Genomic DNA, 17,802 nt, shown 5'->3' on the forward strand with positions numbered 1-17,802 from the left:
GTCTCGCCGTCTGGCCCGCCGCCACCGTGACGCTCGCCGCCTTCGCCTTCGCGGCCATCGCCGGCGCCGCCTTCGCGGGGAAGACGGGCGTGCCGGAGACCACGCTGTCCGCCCCTGCGACGCGGGACGACCTCTCCGCCGAAGACAAAGCGCGCGTCGAGGCGGTGACGCGTCCGGCGACCGACTTCACGAAAGCCGAGCGATTCGAGGCGAAATCCGGCGGCGCCGCGACCTCGACCAAGACACCCGACGGCAACGCCTACTCGCACCCGTCGGAAAATCTCTCCTTCGCCGATCGCGAGCAATTCTTCGTCGGCAACGGCATCTTCAAGAAGCTCTGGGTCTCCTCGCCCTCCTCGACGGCCGCCTCCGACGGGCTCGGCCCGCTCTACAACGCCCGCGCCTGTCAACGTTGCCACCTGAAGGACGGGCGCGGCCATCCGCCCGGACCGAACGAAGACGGCATCACCACGATGCTGCTGCGCCTCTCCGTCCCCCCTTCGACGGCGGAGGAGGAGGCCGCGCTCGCCGCCTTCACCACGACGCGCATTCCCGAGCCCACTTATGGCGGCCAGCTTCAGGATCACGCGGTCGCGGGGCTCGACATCGAGGGTACCGTCGCCATCGACTACGAGGAGATCGAGGTCGCGCTCGCCGGCGGGGAGACCGCGACCTTGCGCAAACCGACGGCCCGCGTCGAGAATCTCGGCTACGGGCCGATGGCGAACAACGTGATGACATCGCTGCGGGTCGCAAACCCGATGATCGGCCTCGGCCTTCTCGAAGCGATCCACCCGGCCGACATCATCGCCCACGCCGACCCGGACGACGCCGACGGCGACGGCATCTCCGGCCGCCTCTCCCTCGCCCGCGACCCGGAAAGCGGCGTCCTCACCCTCGGCCGCTTCGGCTGGAAGGCGACCACGCCGTCGGTGCGCGTCCAATCAGCGGAGGCCTTTTCCGGCGATATCGGTATCTCGACCCCGCTGGTGACGGACGCCTTCGGCGAATGCTCGATCGCCCAACAGGTCTGCCGCGACATGCCTTCCGGGGTGCAGGAACGGCTCGGCGAGGTCGAAGCGCCGGACCCGATCCTCGACCTCGTGACCTTCTACTCCAAGAATCTCGCGGTTCCCGAGCGGCGCGATGTCGACGATCCCGACGTTCTGCGCGGCAAGGCGCTGTTCTACGAGGCGGGCTGCGCGAGCTGCCATGTGCCGAAATATGTGACGAGCCGCGAGGCGGAGAACGAAGAGCACCGCTTTCAGCTCATCTGGCCCTACACCGACCTTCTTCTCCACGACATGGGCGACCGGCTCGCGGACGGCCGCCCCGTCGGCAGCGCCACGGGGCGGGAGTGGCGCACCGCGCCGCTCTGGGGCATCGGCCTCACCGAGACGGTCAACGGGCACACTTTCTTTTTGCACGATGGGCGCGCCCGCAATCTCCTCGAAGCGATCCTGTGGCATGGCGGCGAGGCGGAGGCGGCGCGAAACCGCGTCGTGACGATGTCCCCCACGGAGCGCAAAGCGCTTCTCCGATTCCTGGAGTCGCTATGATCCGCCCTCTCCTCGCAGGCGCTGCCATCCTCGCCGCCTCCCTCGCCCCCGCTACCGCGCAAACCGAAACGGCGCGGACGCCCGTCGCCTTCGCTCCCGCCGTCGAAGCGCTGATCGACGAGGTGATCGTTCCGGCTCACGCCGCCTTCACCGTTACGGCGGACGAGGCGGAGACGGCGACGGCGGCGCTCTGTGCCGCGCCGAGCGCCGAAACGCTCGCCATGGCGCGCACGGCCTTCGGCGAGCTCGTCCTCGCCTTCTCGCGCGTCGAGCTCTATCGCTTCGGTCCCGCGCGGGACGAGAACCGCTATGAGCGGCTGTTCTTCTGGCCGGACCGGCGCAGCCGCGGCCTCCATCAGATCCAGGGCCTGATCGCGAGCGAGGACGAAAGCGCCACCTCGCTCGACACCCTCACCCAAAAGAGCGTCGCGGTGCAGGGCCTTCCGGCGCTCGAGTTCGCCCTCTTCGGTACCGACAGCGACGCGCTCACCCACGAAGCCGGCTTCCGCTGCCGCTATGCCGAGACGGTCGCCACCGCGATCGCCGGTGTCGCCGCATCGATCGAGGACGGTTGGCGCACCTCCTTCCGCGAGACGATGATGACGGCGGGGCCGGACAATCCCGTCTACCGTTCGCACGGCGAGGCCTTTCAAGACATCGTGCAGGCGGGCGCGGAGGAGCTTCAGCTTCTCGGCGACATCAAGATCGGCGCGGTGATCGGCGATGAGCCGGGCGACGGCAACGCCAAGAGCGCGCCCTTCTGGCGATCGGGCCTCACACTTCCGTCCTATGCGGCGAATGTCGAGGGGGTCCGCGCGCTCGTGATCGAGCCGCTGCGCACGCTTCTCGGCGACGACTATAATCTCGCCGATTCGATCCTCTTCGAGTTCGCCCAGGTCGACCGCGCGTTCGGCCCTCTCCTCATCGATCCGCGCCCCTGGACGGAACTCGCCGAGGACCCGGACGCCCATCGCCGCCTCACATATGCCCGCAGCCCGATGCGCTCGGCGCAGACATTCCTCGGCCAGCGGATTCCGGGGGCGCTGGGCCTCATCGTCGGCTTCAATTCGATGGATGGTGACTGATGCAACTCTCCCGTCGCTCCCTCCTCATCGGCGCCGGTGCCGGCGCATCCGGGATCCTGTCGATCCCGCTCCTTCCGGGCCGCGCCATGGCGGAGGCCGCACCCGCCTTCGTCGCCGCCTGCCAGCGTGCGGGCGGCGATTTCGCCGCCGCCGTCCTCGACGCGTCCGGCCGCATTCTCTTCACCGAAGAGCTCGACGGGCGCGGCCATGACGCGACGGTCGCCCCGGACGGCTCGACCGCCGTCTTCTTCGCCCGCCGTCCCGGCCGCTTCGCGCTGGTGCTCGACATCCTGAACCGGCGCAAGGCGACCTCCTTCGCCCCGCCCGAGAACCGCCGTTTCGCCGGGCACGGCTTCTACTCCAGCGACGGCAAGCTCCTCATCGCGACGGAAAACGACTTCGACGGCGAGCGCGGCATTCTCGGCATCTACGACGCGACCGACGGCTATCGGCGGATCGGCGAGTTCGCCTCGCGCGGGATCGGCCCGCACGAGGCGATGCTCCTGTCCGACGGGCGCACCATCGCCGTCGCCAATGGCGGGATCCTCACCCACCCGGACTTTCCGCGCCACAAGCTCAACCTTGCGACGATGGCGCCGAGCCTCGCCCTCGTCGACATCGAGACCGGCGACCTCATCGAGGAGGCGACGCTGCCGCAAAACCAGCACCGCCTCTCGATCCGCCACCTCGCCCAATCCGACGCGCACACGATCTGGTTCGGTTGCCAATATGAAGGGCCGAAGACCGATCAGATTCCGGTCGTCGGCCGCTATAGGCGCGGCGAAGGCATCGCGCTCGTCGCGGCGCCCGATCTCGTCTATGCGCGGATGAACCACTATGTCGGCTCGATCGCCGCGAGCCGCGATGGGGACATCGTAGCGGCGACGAGCCCGCGTGGCGGGCAGATCATGGTTTGGGACGCGAAGAGCCTTTCCTTCCTGCGCGCCGCCGATGTCGCCGATGTCGCAGGCGCCACCGCCGATCATGACGCCTTCGCCTTCTCCGCCGGCACCGGCGATATCCTGACGGCGGAGGCGGAGCCCGCGCACGCAAACGTACATTGGGACAATCACCTGCGCCGCATTCGCCCGGCCTGAGCGGCGCCGCTCATCGCGGCCGGCGTTTCGCGCGCCGGCCCTCCCCCACGTGACGAAAACCCCATCCGCCCGCCTCGTCTTTCGCTAGATTGGCATAGCGATTGCACCTTCTGCGCGAAGATTGCGGGGGAGTGTCGTGCGCGGAGCCAATCTCGAACTCGTCGACGTATCGAAGCGTTATGGCGACACGGTCGCCGTCACCGGAATCGATCTCAAAATTCCAGCGGGCTCCTATTGTTGCCTTCTCGGCCCCTCCGGCTGCGGGAAGACGACGACGCTGCGCATGATCGCCGGCCACGAAACGGCGAGCGGCGGCGACATCATCCTCGGTGACCGCAACGTCACGCTGTTGCCGCCCGCCCAGCGCGGCACCGCGATGATGTTCCAGTCCTACGCGCTGTTTCCGCACATGAGCGTCGTCGACAATGTCGCCTTCGCCCTTCGCGTGCGCAACGTGCCGAAGGCCAAGCGGCGGGAGGAGGCGATGGAGCGCCTCGCCCTCGTCGAGATGACGCAATACGCGAACCGCAAGCCGGCCGAGCTGTCCGGCGGCCAGCAACAGCGCGTCGCCCTCGCCCGCGCGCTCGTCACCGATCCGCAGATCCTGCTCCTCGACGAGCCCTTGTCCGCCCTCGATCCGACGCTGCGTCTCAGGATGCGCACGGAGTTGAAGCGGCTTCAGAAGGATCTCAACATCACCTTCATCCATGTGACGCACAGCCAGGACGAAGCGCTCGCGCTGTCCGACATGGTCGTCCTCATGAATGCGGGGCGGATCGAGCAGATCGGCACCCCGCGCGAAGTCTTCGACGAGCCGGCGACCCCGTTCGTCGCCCGCTTCATCGGCGCGCACAATATTTTGGCAGTGGGTGGCCGAGAATACAGCCTCCGCTCCGACCGGATCAGCCTCACGGCGCCGGAGGACGGGCGCATCAAGGCGACCGTCGCCTCCGTCGAATACCAGGGACATTTCGTTCTCGTGCGCCTCGATGGCGGCGAGACGGACCTTTCGGCGATCGTGCCGGAAGCCGCGATCGTCGCGCGTCCCGTCGCCCCCGGCGATGTCGTCGGCGCCCAATGGCGCGACGAGGACGCGACCCCTTTCAGCCGCACCGCGGCCTGAGCCGAACCCCATAAAGAGGAGCCCACGATGCCCGATAAGACCAAGAAGACCGCCGCGCTCACTCGTCGCCGCTTCCTGGAAGGCACGGCCGGCGTCGCGGCGACGGCCGCCTCGACGCAACTCTTCGCGCCGGCGGTCCACGCGCAAGAGCCCGTGACGCTGCGCTATCTCGGAACCGCGGTGAACCAATCCGCCGAGATCGCCGCCAAGGTGAAGGAAGACCTCGGCATCACGATCGAATACATCCCCGTCACCACCGACGATGTCGTCAAGCGCGCAGTGACGCAGCCGAACACGTTCGACCTCATCGACATCGAATATATGTCGCTGAAGAATGTCGTGCCGACGGGCAACCTTCTCGGCATGGACACGAGCCGCATTACGCTGTCGGACAAGATCACCCCCTTGTTCACGAAGGGCGAGATCGACGGCAAGGTGGTCGGCGATCAGGGCACCGCGCCGAAGAAGGTGATCTGGATGCCGTCGGAGAACGCGAAGACCTTCGCGGACGAGCCGACCCAGTACATGACGCTGATCCCGACGGTCTACAACGCCGATACGCTCGGCATCCGGCCCGATCTCATCGGCCGTCCGATCGAGAGCTGGGCCGAGCTCCTCAACCCCGAATTCAAGGGCAAGACCTCGATCCTCAACATTCCGTCGATCGGGATCATGGACGCCGCTCTCGTCGTCGAGGCGATGGGCAAGCACCAATACGCCGACAAGGGCAACATGACCCGCGAGGAGATCGACCTCACGATCGACACCTTGATCGAGGCGAAGCGGAACGGCCAGTTCCGCGCCCTGTGGCAGGATTTCAACGAGAGCGTCAACCTGATGGCCTCGGGCGAGGTCGTCATCCAGTCGATGTGGTCGCCCGCGGTGACGGCGGTTAAGACTCAAGGGATCGACTGCGTCTATCAGCCGTTGAAGGAAGGCTATCGCGCCTGGGCCGCCGGGTTCGGCCTTCCCCGCACCGTCGACGGGCGCAAGCTCGATGCGGCCTACGACTTCATCAACTGGTTCCTCTCCGGCTGGGCCGGCGCGTTCCTCAACCGCCAAGGCTACTACTCCGCCGTGCTCGAAACGGCGCAGGAGAACATGGAGCCCTACGAGTGGGCCTATTGGATGGAGGGCCAACCGGCCGCGCAGGACATCATGTCCCCGTCCGGCCAGCTCCTCGCAAAGGCCGGCGAAGTGCGTGACGGCGGCTCCTATGCCGACCGGATGGGCGCGATCTCGTGCTGGAACGCGGTGATGGACGAGAACGTCTACATGATCCGCAAGTGGAACGAGTTCGTCGCGGCATGACGAGCATCGAGCGGGCGCCCGGCCCGCTCACCCCTCCCTCCGAAGAGGTCGTCGCCCCCGGCCACGAGGCCGCGGCGACGCACGGGATCGCGCCCCGCTCGATCCTCAACTCGCCCTATGCGCTAATCGCGCCGCTCGCGATCGTGATGCTGATCTTCTTCGTGGGGCCGTTGATCCTCACGCTGATCGTCTCGTTCTGGAACTACACCCAATATTCGATCGAGCCCGCCTTCACGACGGTCAATTATTACGACGTCTTTTATGGCTGCGTCGCGCGTCTGCCGGATCTGTGCGTCACCTTCGCAACCTACCTCTCGACGCTGAAATTCTGCCTGATCGTGTGGGCGATCACGCTGATCCTCGGCTTCGTGCTCGCCTGGTTCATCGTCTTCGAGATCAAGACCGTCTCGACCCAGATCGTCCTGTTCCTGATCTGCACCATCCCGTTCTGGACCTCCAACGTGATCCGCATGATCGCGTGGATTCCGCTGCTCGGCCGCAACGGGCTCATCAACGACACGCTGATGGGTCTCGGCCTCACCTCGGAGCCGATCGAGTGGCTCCTTTATTCCGATTTTTCGGTGATCCTCGCCTTCGTGCACCTCTACACGATGTTCATGATGGTCCCGATCGTGAACTCCATGCTGCGGATCGACAAAGAGATCATCGAGGCCGCGCGCGACGCCGGTGCCGGCACGCTCACCATCGCCCTCCTCGTCATCGCGCCGCTCTGCCGCCCCGGCATCGTGATCGGCTCGATCTTCGTCGTCACCATCGTGATGGGCGATTTCCTGACCATCGGCGTGATGGGCGGGCAGCAAATCGCCTCGGTCGGCAAGGTGATCCAGACGCAGCTCAACTTCCTGCAGATCCCGATCGCCGCGGCGAACGCCGTGGTGCTGCTCGGCGCCGTCCTCGTCATCATCTGGGGCATGACACGGCTCGTCGACGTGAGGCGTGAACTATGAACGAACGCGGCCGCCGCTTCTGGATCCTCGCGACGGTGTTCGCGCTGTTCACGCTGTTTCTCTACGGGCCGATGATCGCCATCGTGACGCTCTCCTTTCAAGGACCGGAGGGCGGCCTCACCTTCCCGATGCGCGGGTTCTCGACGCATTGGTTCGCCGAGCTCTGGAAGGGGGTCGGCGTCGTCGACATCTGGGCTGCGTTCGGGCGGTCGCTACGGCTCGGCGTCATCGTGTCGGCGTTGACGCTCGCGATCTGCGTGCCGGCGGCGCTCGCTTATCGGATCGGCTTCCGCGGCGCGACGCTCCTCTTTTACACGGTGATCGCGAGCCTCATCATGCCCTCGATCGTGGTCTCGCTCGGCATCGGCCTCGAATTCCGCCTGATGGACGACGAGATCCGAACCGTCATCACGAGCCACGAGACGTCATCGGGCCTCTTCACCTCGGCGCTCGGCGCGCATCTCACCTGGACGCTGCCGTTCGGGCTCCTCATCCTCCTCGCCGCCTTCAATCGGTTCGACCGGCGCTATGAGGAGGCGGCGCGCGATCTCGGCGCGTCGCCGGGGCAGACCTTGTGGCTCGTGATCCTGCCGATCATCGCGCCGTCCCTCATCGGCATCGCCCTCTTCGGCTTCACTTTGTCATGGGACGAGATCGCCCGGACGAGCCAGGCGATCGGCGGGCGCAACACGCTGCCGCTCGAACTGCGCGGCCTCACGCAGACCGTGACCACCCCGGCGATCTACGCGCTCGGAACGGTGACGACCGCGGTCTCGGTGCTCGCGATCGGCACCTGCCTCGGGCTGATCACGCTCCTCCGCCGCCGGCGTGTCCGTCACTGAACCGCCGTCGTCGGTCCGATCGCCGCGCGTGCCGTGGACGTTGAGGATCAAATCAATCCGATCGCCTTGCAGATATATTTCAACATATGCTTATCTTCCCCGAGTATTCAGTCACGATGGAACACGCGTCCGTTGGCGGCAATCGACTTGATCCATCGTTCCGTTGCCTGTCCGACCGACAAAACTGACGGACCACTGTTGAAACGCGAGCGTGAGGGTCGCCGGATCGACAAGGGTGACCATCGAGGAAGCCGATTGCCCGTGACGTGGAGAAACGAGTGACGACCAGCCTTCGCGGGCGAGACGCTATCCGGCCGGCCCGCCTTTTCCGATCGGTCGCGCCCACGTGATCATCACCCTGATCAACCCGACGACCAATCAACGTCAAACCGGCTCGATGGTCGCCCACGCGCACGAATGTGCCCCGCCCGGCGTCATGGTCCGGGGCGTCAACGCCCCGTTCGGTGCACAGTATATCTCGACCCCGCCCATCCTGCGCCTCGCCCACGAGGCCGTGAACGCGATGGCCGACGATCTCGAGGCGACGGACGCCGTGGTGATCGGCTCGATCGCGGACCCCGGCCGCGACGCGCTCACCGCCCGGTTTTCGAGCGGCGTCGTCGGCCTCGGAGAGGCGGCGATGGACGAGGCGGCCTCCACCGGCCGGTTTTCGATCATCACCGCCTGTCCGCACCTCATCCAGGACATCACGTCGTTGGCCCACGCCTATGGGCACGCGGAGGCGCTCGTGTCGGTCCGCGCCATCGTCGGCGACACCGCCAGGCATCTCGACAATGTGGCGGCGTTGCTGCCGGCGATCCGGCGCGTGATGGACAGCATTCTCAAAGAGAATGTCGGCGCCGTGATCATCGGCGGGCCGATGATCGGCACCTTGGCCTCGACACTCGCCCGCGAAGTCCCGATGCACGTCGTCGACCCGATCGCCGCCGCCATTGCGAAGGTGTCCGGCGGGATCGATATCGCGGCGAAGGGTCGGCTCTCGCACCGCCCCGCCGGCGCCTGGCCGGCCCGTCCCACGAGCGATGAAGGCACATGATGCGACGCACGCGAATCGGAATGCTGACGCCGTCTTCGAACACCGTGCTGGAGCCGATGACGGCGGCGATGCTGTCCGCGCTCCCGGACGTCACCGCCCATTTCGGCCGGTTTCGCGTGGTGGAGATTTCACTGCGCGAAGCCGCGCTCGGCCAGTTCGAGATGGAGCCGATGCTCGCCGCCGCCGAGCTTCTCGCCGACGCGCATGTCGGCTCGATCGCCTGGAACGGAACCTCGGCCGGTTGGCTCGGCTTCGAGCGGGACCGGGCGCTGTGCGCCGCGATCGAGGCGCGGACCGGCATCGAGGCGACCTCGGCGATCCTCGCCCTCAACGAGATCCTCGCCCTGACCGGCGCGAAGACGATCGGCCTCGTCTCCCCTTATATCGACGAGGTGCAGGACAGGATCATCGCGAACTACGCCAAGATCGGCATCGCATGCGTCGCGGATCGTCGCCTCGGGATCAGCGAGAATTACGCCTTCGCGAACAGCACCGAGGCGGAGGTCGCCGACCTCTGCCGCGATGTCGCGACCGCGGGGCCGGATGCGATCGTGATCTACTGCACCAACATGCGCGGCGCGCCGATCGCCGAGACGATCGAGGCCGAAACGGGTATCCCGGTCTATGACACCGTGGCGACGTCGATCTGGGGGACGATGCGCCAATGCGGCGCCGACCCAGCCCGCATCGAAGGCTGGGGCCGGCTGTTCCGCACGGTGAGCTGAGAGAGGGTGCGCCGAGGCACGGCGCGCCGAAGCGACATGCGCCGCGCCGACGGGCCCGTCAGCGCAGGTGGATCGCCTCCCAGACCCGCAGCGGCGTCGCGGGCAAGGCGTCGAGGCTCGCCCCCAGCGGTGCGATCGCATCGAGGACGGCGTTGAAGACGGCCGCCGGCGCGCCCGAATTCCCGGCCTCCCCGACGCCCCGCGGCGCGAAGCCTTCGCCCGGTAGGGTCGGAATGTGGACCACCTCCACCGCCGGCACATCATCGGCGCGCGGCATCGCATAATCCATCCACGATCCGGTTTGCGGCTGGCCGGCATCGTCGAGGCGGATCGCCTCCAGGAGCGCCTGCCCAAGGCCTTGCGCCGTGCCGCCCTGGATCTGCGCATCGACGAGGCTCGGATTGACGATCAGCCCGCCATCGTGCGCCGCCACGATCCGGTCGGGGTGGACTTCGCCGGTCTCCGTGTCGACCCGGACCACCGCCGCGAACGCCGCGCACGAGACCTGCGCGTCCTGTGTCGGCGTGAAACGGCCCACCGTGTTGAGGCCGGTATCGTGGTCCTCGGGGAAGAGGTAGGGCTTGAAATGGCACGTCGCCGCGAGGTCGGCGACGGCCATCAGCCTCGCCCCGTCCGGCCCGACGACCGCGCCGCCTTTGAGATCGAGCGTCTCCGGTGCGCGTTGCAGGAGGAGGCCGGCGGACGCCAGAAGCCGCGCCTTGAGCCGGCGTGCCCCGTCATGCGCCGCCGCACCGCCATGCGCCGTGCCGCGCGAGCCGAACGCACCGCCGCCATAGGGACAATTCTCCGAATCGCCGGAGACGACGAACACCGCGCCGGCATCGATGCCGAGCTCGTCCGCCACGATCTGCGCGATCGACTGGTCCGCCCCCTGCCCCTGATCGGTGTTGCCGGTCGCAACGCGCACGACGCCCGAGGGCTCCATCCGCACGACGGCGCTCTCATTGACGGAGATCCGCACCTGACCGTCGCCATAATAACGCGGCCCGGGCGCGACCAGCTCCAGGAGGCAGGCGATCCCGACGCCGGTGCGCATCCGCCCCTCGTCGCGCCGCGCCGCGAAGGGCGCGTCGCCGAGCGCCGTCTCCAGCGCATCGAGGCATTCGGCCATGCGGTAACGGTCGATCGCGATCCCGCCGGGCGTCGTCACCGGGCCGGCGGACAGGTCATGGAGATGGCGGCGGCGGAAGGCGATCGGATGCTCGCCGATCTCGCGGGCGACCCGGTCCATCATAACCTCGGTCGCGAGGCAGGCGACCGGATGGCCGACGCCGCGATAGTGGCCGAGGTGCGGGCGGTTCTGAAAGACGAGGGTGGATTCGGCGTCGAGCCGGTCGACCGCATAGGGCGCGCCCACCAACCGCACCGCCTGCCCCGATTCGCCGAAGCTCGTGCGCGGATAATGCGGGAAGGCGCCGAGCCCGCACAGATCGCGCAGCCGAAAGCCCGTCACGCGCCGCGCCGCCTCGTCCCACTCCGCTTCGATGGTGAAGCGGTGGTCGCGCGACTGGCAGTCCGACAAAAGGCTGTCATTGCGGCCGACGGTGAAGCGCACCGGGCGCCCGAGAAGACGGGCGGCACAGACGGCGGCCATCTCGTCAGGATGGAGCTGCTGCTTCATGCCGAACGCGCCGCCGACATCGCCGCAGACGACGCGCACCTTGTGCTCGGGCAGGCCGAGCAGGCGGGCATAGATGTCCTGCATCTGGTGCGGATGCTGGTGCGACTGGTGAACGGTCAGCTTGCCGTCGGCGACATCATAGTCGGCGAGGACGCCGCGCGTTTCGAGCGGCTGGGCCGCGAGGCGCGAGAGGCGGAGGGACACCGCCTTGGTCGGCCCGGTGATCGGCTGGGCCGACCGCCGCGCGATGACGGCGTGCACATTGCCCGCTCCGCCGGCGAGGTCGGGGTGGATGGGTGCGGCGCCCGCCGCCGTCGCCGCCTCGGGATCGAGCAGCGGGTCGAGCTCGTCGACCTCGATCAGCACGGCCTCGGCCGCCTCCATCGCCGCGAACGGCGTTTCGGCGATCACGATCGCGACCGGCTCGCCGACATAGCGCACCCGGTCCGCCGCGAGCGGCCGCTCCGCCGGCACGCGCGCATCGGGAAAGAGTTCGTGCCGCGCCTCCCACGGGGCGCACACCGCATCGAGATCGGCCGCGCCATAGACGGCGACGACGCCGGCCACCTCGCGCGCCGCTTCGAGATCGAGCGTCGTGATGATGCCGTGCGCGACGGGCGAGCGCACGATCGCCGCCGACAGCGCGTCGCGCTCACGAAGATTAGCGATGAAATGGCCGCCGCCCTGCACCAGACGTCCGGACCGGACGTTCGGAATGGATTGGCCGAGTGCACCCTGCGGCGCGTTGTCGTTCATGGTCGTTGCTTCCGGGTAGAGATCATCAGAGCGCGGGTGCAGGGGACGTGCCGACCAGCGTCGCGAGATGCTTGTCGACATTCTTCGGATGCGCCGGCGGCATCGTCTGCCGCACCTCGCGGCCCCATCCGGGTTCAGCCGTGATCGCCCCGTCGCGCATCACCGCCTTGCCGCGCACGAAGGTGGCGACAGGCCAGGCCGTTACCCGCATCCCCTCATAGGGAGAGACCTTGCCCTTCGACGACAGGCGCTCGGCCGACAGCTCCTCCTCACGCCCCATGTCGACGAGGACGAGATCGGCATCCGCCCCCGGCGCGATGACGCCCTTGCGGCCATAGAGCCCCCAGGCGCGCGCCGGATTGGCGGACGAGACTTCGACGAAGCGCTCCAGCGAAAGGACGCCCTCCTTGGCGAGCGTCAGCAGGATCGGCAGCGAGGTTTCGACGCCGGGGAAGCCGCAAGCGATGTCCCAGATCCGATTGCCGACTTTCTCCTCCGGCGCGTGCGGGGCGTGGTCGGTGGCGATGATGTCGATCCGCCCGTCGGCGAGCGCTCGGCGAAGCGGCTCCTGATGCGCGCGCTCGCGGATCGGCGGGTTCATGCGCAGGACCTCACCGCCCGGGCGGTCCATATCCTCCGCCGCGAGGACGAGATATTGCGGCAGCGTCTCGACCGTGAGGTCGACGCCGCGGCTCTTGAAGAACTCGATATATGGCAGGCTCGCGGCGCACGATTCGTGCACGATGTGAATGCGCGCGCCCGTCCACTCGGCAAAGATACAGCTCTTCGACAGCGCCTCGAGGGCGACGACGTCGGTGCGCGCGAGGAGATGGTCGATCGGACTGTTGCGGCCTGCGGCCTTCAGCCGATCCTCGCGCCAGAAGAGGATCGGGGAGTTTTCCGCGTGGATCGCGCAGCGCTTGCCGAGCCGGGCGAGGATCTCGAACCCTTCGAGCACCGCCCCGTCGGACGGGCACGGCAGATTGCCGGTCGTGTTGCCGAGGAACAGCTTGAACCCGATCACCCCCGCCGCGGCGAGCGGTTCGAGGTCGGCGAGATTGTTCTCGTCGAGCACGCCATAGAGCCCGAAATCGACGATCGAGGACGCCGCGGCGATCGCCTTCTTCGTCTCGTAGGTCGCGACCGAATGGACCGGCGGCGACGTGTTCGGCATGTCGAAGACGGTGGTGACGCCGCCCATCGCCGCCGCCCGCGCGCCGGTGAGCCAGGTCTCCTTGTGATCCATGCCCGGCTCGCGGAAATGGACATGATCGTCGATCACGCCGGGGAAGACGTGCAAACCTTTGGCGTCCACGGTCTCGGCCGCTGGCGGCATCTCGTCGGCGGAGCCGATCGCGACGATCCGGCCGTCGCGCACGGCGATGCTGCCCTCAAAGCGCAGTCGTTCGGTCACGACCGTGCCGTTCGTGATCACCAAATCGGCGGCTTGCGCCATCGGCTCCCCCTCTCATCGCAGGGGACTTGCGTGGCACAGGTCTCGTTGCGGATCCAGCGCCGAAGGGTTGCGCCTTGTCGCGCGAGGACGGGCGGTGTTTTCTCGGCAGCATCGGACACGGACGTGCGATACATGATGGTTAAGCGCTGGTCTCGAAATTGCATCGTCACCGCACACGCGGTGAAGGCAATGGCCGGTCCGTCGCCGGATTGTCCCATCACCATAAGGAAAGGGAAGCTATGACGATTGCACGCTTTTTCGGCGTCGCACTGGCCGGCGCGGCGCTCGCGCTGCCCGGCGCGCGTGCCGAGGCCCAGGACACCACCGACGTCCGCTTCGCGCTCGACTGGGCCTGGCAGGCGATGCACGGCCCGTTCCTCATCGCGCTCGAGAAGGGCTATTATGCCGACGAGGGTCTGAACGTGACCATCGATCGCGGCTTCGGCTCCGGCGACACGATCAATAAAGTGGCATCCGGCGCCTACGATGTGGGCTTCGCCGAGGGCACCGGCCTCTTCAAGTTCAATCAGGAGAACCCGGACGACGCGGTGATCTCCGTCCTCATCATCAACGACCAGTCGCCGACCGGCGCGATCTCGCTGAAAGAGAGCGGCATCAACACGCCGCAGGATCTCGTCGGCAAGAAGGTCTCCGCGACGCAGAACGAGGCGACGGTGCTCGCTTGGCCCGTCCTCGCCGAGCTCAACGACATCGACCCCGATTCGGTCGAGTTCATGTATGTCGAGCCGAATCTGCGCGACGCGCTCGTGATCCAGGGCGCCGCCGACGCCACGTTCGGCTTCGCGACCACGACGGCGCTCAATTTCGTCCTCGCGGGCGTCGACAAGGACGATGTGAACTATTTCACCCTCGCCCAGTTCGGCCTCAACCCCTACTCCTCCGGCATCATCGTCCGGAAGGACTATGCGGAGGAAAACCCCGAGGTGGTGAAGGGCTTCGTCGCCGCGACGGTGAAGGGCATTCAGGACATGCTCACCGATCCGGCGGAGGGTCTCGCCCTTCTCAAGCAGCGCGAACCTCTCGTCGACGAAGAGGTCGAGGCGGCGCGCTGGGATCTCGCGGTCGAGCTCTCGATCCTGACGCCGAGCGTCGCCGAGAAGGGCATCAGCGAGGTCGACCCGGAGCGCTTCGAGGCCGCGGCCAAGCAGATCGCCACCGCCTATGGCATCGAGGTGGATCCGAAGGTCGGCGACTATTATGACGGCAGCTTCCTGCCCCCGCTCGAAGATCGCCAGGTCAGCGACGAGGCGAAGGCGCGCCTCGCGAACTGATCGCGCGGTCGATCGCGGACCCGTTCGAGCCGGCCTTTGGGCCGGCTCTTTTCGTTTTGCGGGGGGCGCGGCCCGCCACAGCATCGCCGATCCCGCGCGAGCGCGCCCTCAAGCGCTCGAACCGGCCATTCGCATGACACGACGGATTTGACCGCAAGCATCGGGTCGCGCCGTATGGAGCGCTGCGCGAGGTGTGGGCGCAAGAGACGTCGCGCATGAGGGGCCGTCAATGGCGAACAGGACCGAGACCGGAGCGAACGCCGTCGACGGGAGGCCGATGACGCGGACCGAGTGGGCGATGCTGATCGGCCTCGCAGCGATCTGGGGTGGCTCGTTCTTCTTCAACGCCGTGGGGCTGACGGCGCTGCCGGTGCTCAGCCTCGTCGCCGCGCGGGTGGCGATCGCGGCGGTGGTTCTCCTCGCTTTGATGCGCCTCACCGGGCGCCGGCTGCCGCGGCGGCCGGCGATCCTCGGCGCGTTCCTGGCGATGGCGTTGCTCAACAATGTCGTGCCGTTCAGCCTGATCGTCGCCGGACAGCGCGAGATCGCCTCGGGGGTCGCGGCCATTCTCAACGCCTCGACGCCGCTTTTCACGGTCCTCTTCGCCCATCTTCTGACGGCGGACGAGAAAATGAGCCCGAACCGCATCGCCGGGGTGCTTCTCGGCCTGTCGGGCGTTGCGGTGATGATGGGGATCGGCGCGTTTGGGGGCGCGGTGACGGCGCAGCTTCTGTGCCTGTCGGCCGCCATCTCCTATGCGCTCGCCGGCATCTATGGCCGTCGCTTCGCGCGGATGGGCGTCGCGCCCCTCGCAACCGCGGCGGGGCAGCTTTCCGCGTCGAGCCTCGTCCTCGTTCCGCTCGCCCTCTTGGTCGACCGGCCGTGGACGCTGCCGACGCCGAGCCTCGCCGCGGTGGCCGCGATCCTCGGCCTCGCCACGGTCTCGACGGCGCTCGCTTATGTCCTTTATTTCCGCATTCTGTCGACGGCGGGGGCGACGAACCTTCTCCTCGTCACAATCCTGTCGCCGGTGAGCGCCATCCTTCTCGGCGTCCTCGTCCTCGGCGAGACGCTGCTCGCGCAGCACCTCGCCGGGATGGCGCTCGTCGCGGCGGGCCTCGCCGCGATCGACGGGCGGCCGTTGAAGGCGCTCAGCCGCCGCCTTCGAAGCGGATCGCCTGGGCGCGAGTCGCCCAGCCGGTGAAGCGCGTCTCGAACATCGCGAACACGGCATAGATGAGAACGCCGAGGACGGCGACGACGAAGAGGCCGGCGAAGACCAGCGGCACGTCGAAGCGCGCGCTGGCGTTCAGCATCAGATAACCGATACCGGAATTGGAGGCGATCGTCTCGGAGATCACCGAGCCGACTAGGGCGAGCGTGATCGCGATCTTCAGCGAGGCGAAGAAATAGGGCATCGAGCGCGGCAGCCCGACCTTGAAGAAGATGTCCCGCCGCGACGCGCCGAGCGAGCGCAGCACGTCCTCCATCTCGGGCTCCACCGTGGCGAGACCGGCGGCGACGTTCACGACGATCGGGAAGAAGGAGAGGAGGAAGGCGGTGATCACCGCCGGGATCGTGCCGATGCCGAACCAGATCACGAGGATCGGGACGATCGCCACCTTCGGCACGGAGTTGAAGCCGATGAGGATCGGATAAAGCGCCTTGTAGAGAAAGCGCGAGTAGCCGACCGCGACGCCGAGGGCGAGACCGCCGACGACGGCGAGCAGGAAGCCGAGCAGCGTCGTATAGAGCGTTTGCGCCGCGTGGACCGCGATCACCTCGTGCCATTTCCACAGGCTCGCGGCGATCGCCGTCGGCGCCGGGAGAACGAAGGGCTTGATCGCGAAGATGCGGCAGGCGAGCTCCCAGATCACGAGCGCGCCGATGCCGACCATCCACGGCGCCCAATTGTCGTTGATCTGAAAGCGGCGTTTCGGTGCGGCGGCCGGCGAAGAGACGGTGTCGGTCATGATACGGCCTGGCGCTCACGGCTGATGTGATGGCGCAGCTCGTGCACGATGTCGACGAATTCGGGCTTGAAGGTGTCCTCCAAGGTGCGCGGATAGGCGAGCGGCACCTTGCGGCTCGCGACGATCCGGCCCGGCCGGGCGGACATCACGTGGATCGTGTCGGCGAGATAGACCGCCTCGCGCAGATCGTGCGTCACGAGGATCACCGTGAAGCGCCGCTCCATCCAGAGCTTCTGCAGGACCGACCACAGCTCTTCGCGGGTGAACGCGTCGAGCGCGCCGAACGGCTCGTCGAGCATCAGAAGTTCGGGCTGGTGGATGAGCGCACGGCAGAGCGACGCGCGCTGCTGCATGCCGCCCGAGAGCTGCCAGGGCGCGCGGTCGGCAAAGCCGGTGAGCCCGACCGCGGCGAGGAGATCGTGCGCCTGCGCCTCGTAGTCCTTGCGGTTGCGGCGGAGCTTGCGGCGATGCGGCTCGACGACCTCGAGCGGCAGCATGATGTTCTGGAGCGTCGAGCGCCATGGCAGGAGCGTCGGGTTCTGGAAGGCCATGCCCGCGACATTGACCGGCCCGTCGACGATCTTGCCGGCGACGCTGATCGTGCCCTTGGTTGGGGGCAAAAGCCCGGTGACGAGCTTCATCAGCGAGGATTTTCCGCAGCCCGACGGACCGACGACCGCGGCGAACCCGCCTTTCTGCACCTCGATCGAGGCACCGCCGAGGGCCTGCATCCCGGTCTCACCGCGGCCATAGACGAGATCGACGTCGCGAATGCTGACGAAATGATCCTGCGGAGGGCCGGCAGTCGACGGCGCAGCGGGTTCGGCCAAGGCCATTCGGTTTCCTTTATCGGTCGTCGGCGTGTTGCTCCTTTTGTAGGCAAACTACGCGCCACACGGAACGGCGAAGTGCCGCG

Annotated in this window: 15 protein-coding genes; 11 read left to right on the forward strand and 4 right to left on the reverse strand. The window is 67.5% G+C overall.

Features of this window, described 5'->3' with window-relative positions:
* Positions 1 to 26: 26 nt before the first annotated feature.
* From L1787_RS08845 to L1787_RS08885, 9 genes are all read left to right on the forward strand, one after another.
* Positions 27 to 1,559, forward strand: coding sequence for a di-heme oxidoreductase family protein (locus L1787_RS08845; protein WP_439648273.1), 1,533 nt, complete (start codon positions 27 to 29; stop codon positions 1,557 to 1,559).
* A complete protein-coding gene (locus L1787_RS08850; protein WP_235708428.1) occupies positions 1,556 to 2,644 on the forward strand; it encodes an imelysin family protein in 1,089 nt (362 codons plus the stop codon). The genes L1787_RS08845 and L1787_RS08850 overlap by 4 nt, the downstream gene beginning before the upstream one ends.
* Positions 2,644 to 3,741 (forward strand): DUF1513 domain-containing protein, encoded by a 1,098-nt coding sequence (locus tag L1787_RS08855; RefSeq protein WP_235708430.1) that lies wholly within the window; start codon positions 2,644 to 2,646, stop codon positions 3,739 to 3,741. Before L1787_RS08850 ends, L1787_RS08855 begins: the two co-directional genes overlap by 1 nt.
* A gap of 136 nt (positions 3,742 to 3,877) precedes the next feature.
* Positions 3,878 to 4,864, forward strand: a complete 987-nt coding sequence (locus L1787_RS08860; RefSeq protein WP_235708432.1) for an ABC transporter ATP-binding protein — start codon at positions 3,878 to 3,880, stop codon at positions 4,862 to 4,864.
* Between the two features lie 27 nt (positions 4,865 to 4,891).
* Positions 4,892 to 6,175 carry an ABC transporter substrate-binding protein gene (locus L1787_RS08865; protein WP_235708433.1) on the forward strand — a complete coding sequence of 428 codons (1,284 nt, stop codon included), beginning with the start codon at positions 4,892 to 4,894 and terminating at the stop codon, positions 6,173 to 6,175.
* Positions 6,172 to 7,143 carry an ABC transporter permease gene (locus tag L1787_RS08870; protein ID WP_439648267.1) on the forward strand — a complete coding sequence of 324 codons (972 nt, stop codon included), beginning with the start codon at positions 6,172 to 6,174 and terminating at the stop codon, positions 7,141 to 7,143. The genes L1787_RS08865 and L1787_RS08870 overlap by 4 nt, the downstream gene beginning before the upstream one ends.
* A complete protein-coding gene (locus L1787_RS08875; RefSeq protein WP_235708435.1) occupies positions 7,140 to 7,985 on the forward strand; it encodes an ABC transporter permease in 846 nt (281 codons plus the stop codon). The genes L1787_RS08870 and L1787_RS08875 overlap by 4 nt, the downstream gene beginning before the upstream one ends.
* A 346-nt stretch (positions 7,986 to 8,331) precedes the next feature.
* The gene (locus tag L1787_RS08880; RefSeq protein WP_235708437.1) at positions 8,332 to 9,042 is read left to right on the forward strand and encodes an aspartate/glutamate racemase family protein; all 711 of its coding nucleotides are present in this window, start codon (positions 8,332 to 8,334) and stop codon (positions 9,040 to 9,042) included.
* The gene (locus L1787_RS08885) at positions 9,039 to 9,767 is read left to right on the forward strand and encodes a maleate cis-trans isomerase family protein (RefSeq protein WP_439648268.1); all 729 of its coding nucleotides are present in this window, start codon (positions 9,039 to 9,041) and stop codon (positions 9,765 to 9,767) included. The genes L1787_RS08880 and L1787_RS08885 overlap by 4 nt, the downstream gene beginning before the upstream one ends.
* A 58-nt stretch (positions 9,768 to 9,825) precedes the next feature.
* On the opposite strand, the gene L1787_RS08890 is transcribed toward L1787_RS08885, so the two are convergent.
* Both L1787_RS08890 and L1787_RS08895 read right to left on the reverse strand, forming a co-directional pair.
* Complete coding sequence (locus L1787_RS08890) at positions 9,826 to 12,165, reverse strand: xanthine dehydrogenase family protein molybdopterin-binding subunit (RefSeq protein ID WP_235708440.1); 2,340 nt, start codon at positions 12,163 to 12,165, stop codon at positions 9,826 to 9,828.
* A gap of 25 nt (positions 12,166 to 12,190) precedes the next feature.
* Positions 12,191 to 13,621: a dihydroorotase gene (locus L1787_RS08895; protein WP_235708441.1), complete on the reverse strand. Its 1,431-nt coding sequence runs from the start codon at positions 13,619 to 13,621 to the stop codon at positions 12,191 to 12,193.
* A gap of 239 nt (positions 13,622 to 13,860) precedes the next feature.
* Here L1787_RS08895 and L1787_RS08900 point away from each other — a divergent pair, with 239 nt between their 5' ends.
* Positions 13,861 to 14,913 (forward strand): ABC transporter substrate-binding protein, encoded by a 1,053-nt coding sequence (locus L1787_RS08900; RefSeq protein ID WP_235708442.1) that lies wholly within the window; start codon positions 13,861 to 13,863, stop codon positions 14,911 to 14,913.
* 229 nt (positions 14,914 to 15,142) lie between these two features.
* The gene (locus L1787_RS08905; RefSeq protein WP_235708443.1) at positions 15,143 to 16,117 is read left to right on the forward strand and encodes a DMT family transporter; all 975 of its coding nucleotides are present in this window, start codon (positions 15,143 to 15,145) and stop codon (positions 16,115 to 16,117) included.
* Here L1787_RS08905 and L1787_RS08910 read toward each other — a convergent pair.
* On the reverse strand, positions 16,065 to 16,886 hold the full coding sequence (locus L1787_RS08910) for an ABC transporter permease (protein ID WP_235708447.1): 822 nt from the start codon (positions 16,884 to 16,886) through the stop codon (positions 16,065 to 16,067). The two genes, L1787_RS08905 and L1787_RS08910, sit on opposite strands and share 53 nt — an antisense overlap.
* On the reverse strand, positions 16,883 to 17,722 hold the full coding sequence (locus L1787_RS08915; RefSeq protein ID WP_235708449.1) for an ABC transporter ATP-binding protein: 840 nt from the start codon (positions 17,720 to 17,722) through the stop codon (positions 16,883 to 16,885). The genes L1787_RS08910 and L1787_RS08915 overlap by 4 nt, the downstream gene beginning before the upstream one ends.
* Between the last annotated feature and the right edge of the window lie 80 nt (positions 17,723 to 17,802).

The organism is Acuticoccus kalidii (assembly GCF_021556395.1).
GTDB lineage: Bacteria > Pseudomonadota > Alphaproteobacteria > Rhizobiales > Amorphaceae > Acuticoccus > Acuticoccus kalidii.

Coding starts and splice junctions, on each gene's coding strand:
- L1787_RS08865 (WP_235708433.1), top strand. CDS start 4,892: ATGCCCGATAAGACCAAGAAGACCGCCGCGCTCACTCGTCGCCGCTTC.
- L1787_RS08905 (WP_235708443.1), top strand. CDS start 15,143: ATGGCGAACAGGACCGAGACCGGAGCGAACGCCGTCGACGGGAGGCCG.
- L1787_RS08900 (WP_235708442.1), top strand. CDS start 13,861: ATGACGATTGCACGCTTTTTCGGCGTCGCACTGGCCGGCGCGGCGCTC.
- L1787_RS08890 (WP_235708440.1), bottom strand. CDS start 12,165: ATGAACGACAACGCGCCGCAGGGTGCACTCGGCCAATCCATTCCGAAC.
- L1787_RS08910 (WP_235708447.1), bottom strand. CDS start 16,886: ATGACCGACACCGTCTCTTCGCCGGCCGCCGCACCGAAACGCCGCTTT.
- L1787_RS08915 (WP_235708449.1), bottom strand. CDS start 17,722: ATGGCCTTGGCCGAACCCGCTGCGCCGTCGACTGCCGGCCCTCCGCAG.
- L1787_RS08855 (WP_235708430.1), top strand. CDS start 2,644: ATGCAACTCTCCCGTCGCTCCCTCCTCATCGGCGCCGGTGCCGGCGCA.
- L1787_RS08870 (WP_439648267.1), top strand. CDS start 6,172: ATGACGAGCATCGAGCGGGCGCCCGGCCCGCTCACCCCTCCCTCCGAA.
- L1787_RS08885 (WP_439648268.1), top strand. CDS start 9,039: ATGATGCGACGCACGCGAATCGGAATGCTGACGCCGTCTTCGAACACC.
- L1787_RS08895 (WP_235708441.1), bottom strand. CDS start 13,621: ATGGCGCAAGCCGCCGATTTGGTGATCACGAACGGCACGGTCGTGACC.
- L1787_RS08875 (WP_235708435.1), top strand. CDS start 7,140: ATGAACGAACGCGGCCGCCGCTTCTGGATCCTCGCGACGGTGTTCGCG.
- L1787_RS08850 (WP_235708428.1), top strand. CDS start 1,556: ATGATCCGCCCTCTCCTCGCAGGCGCTGCCATCCTCGCCGCCTCCCTC.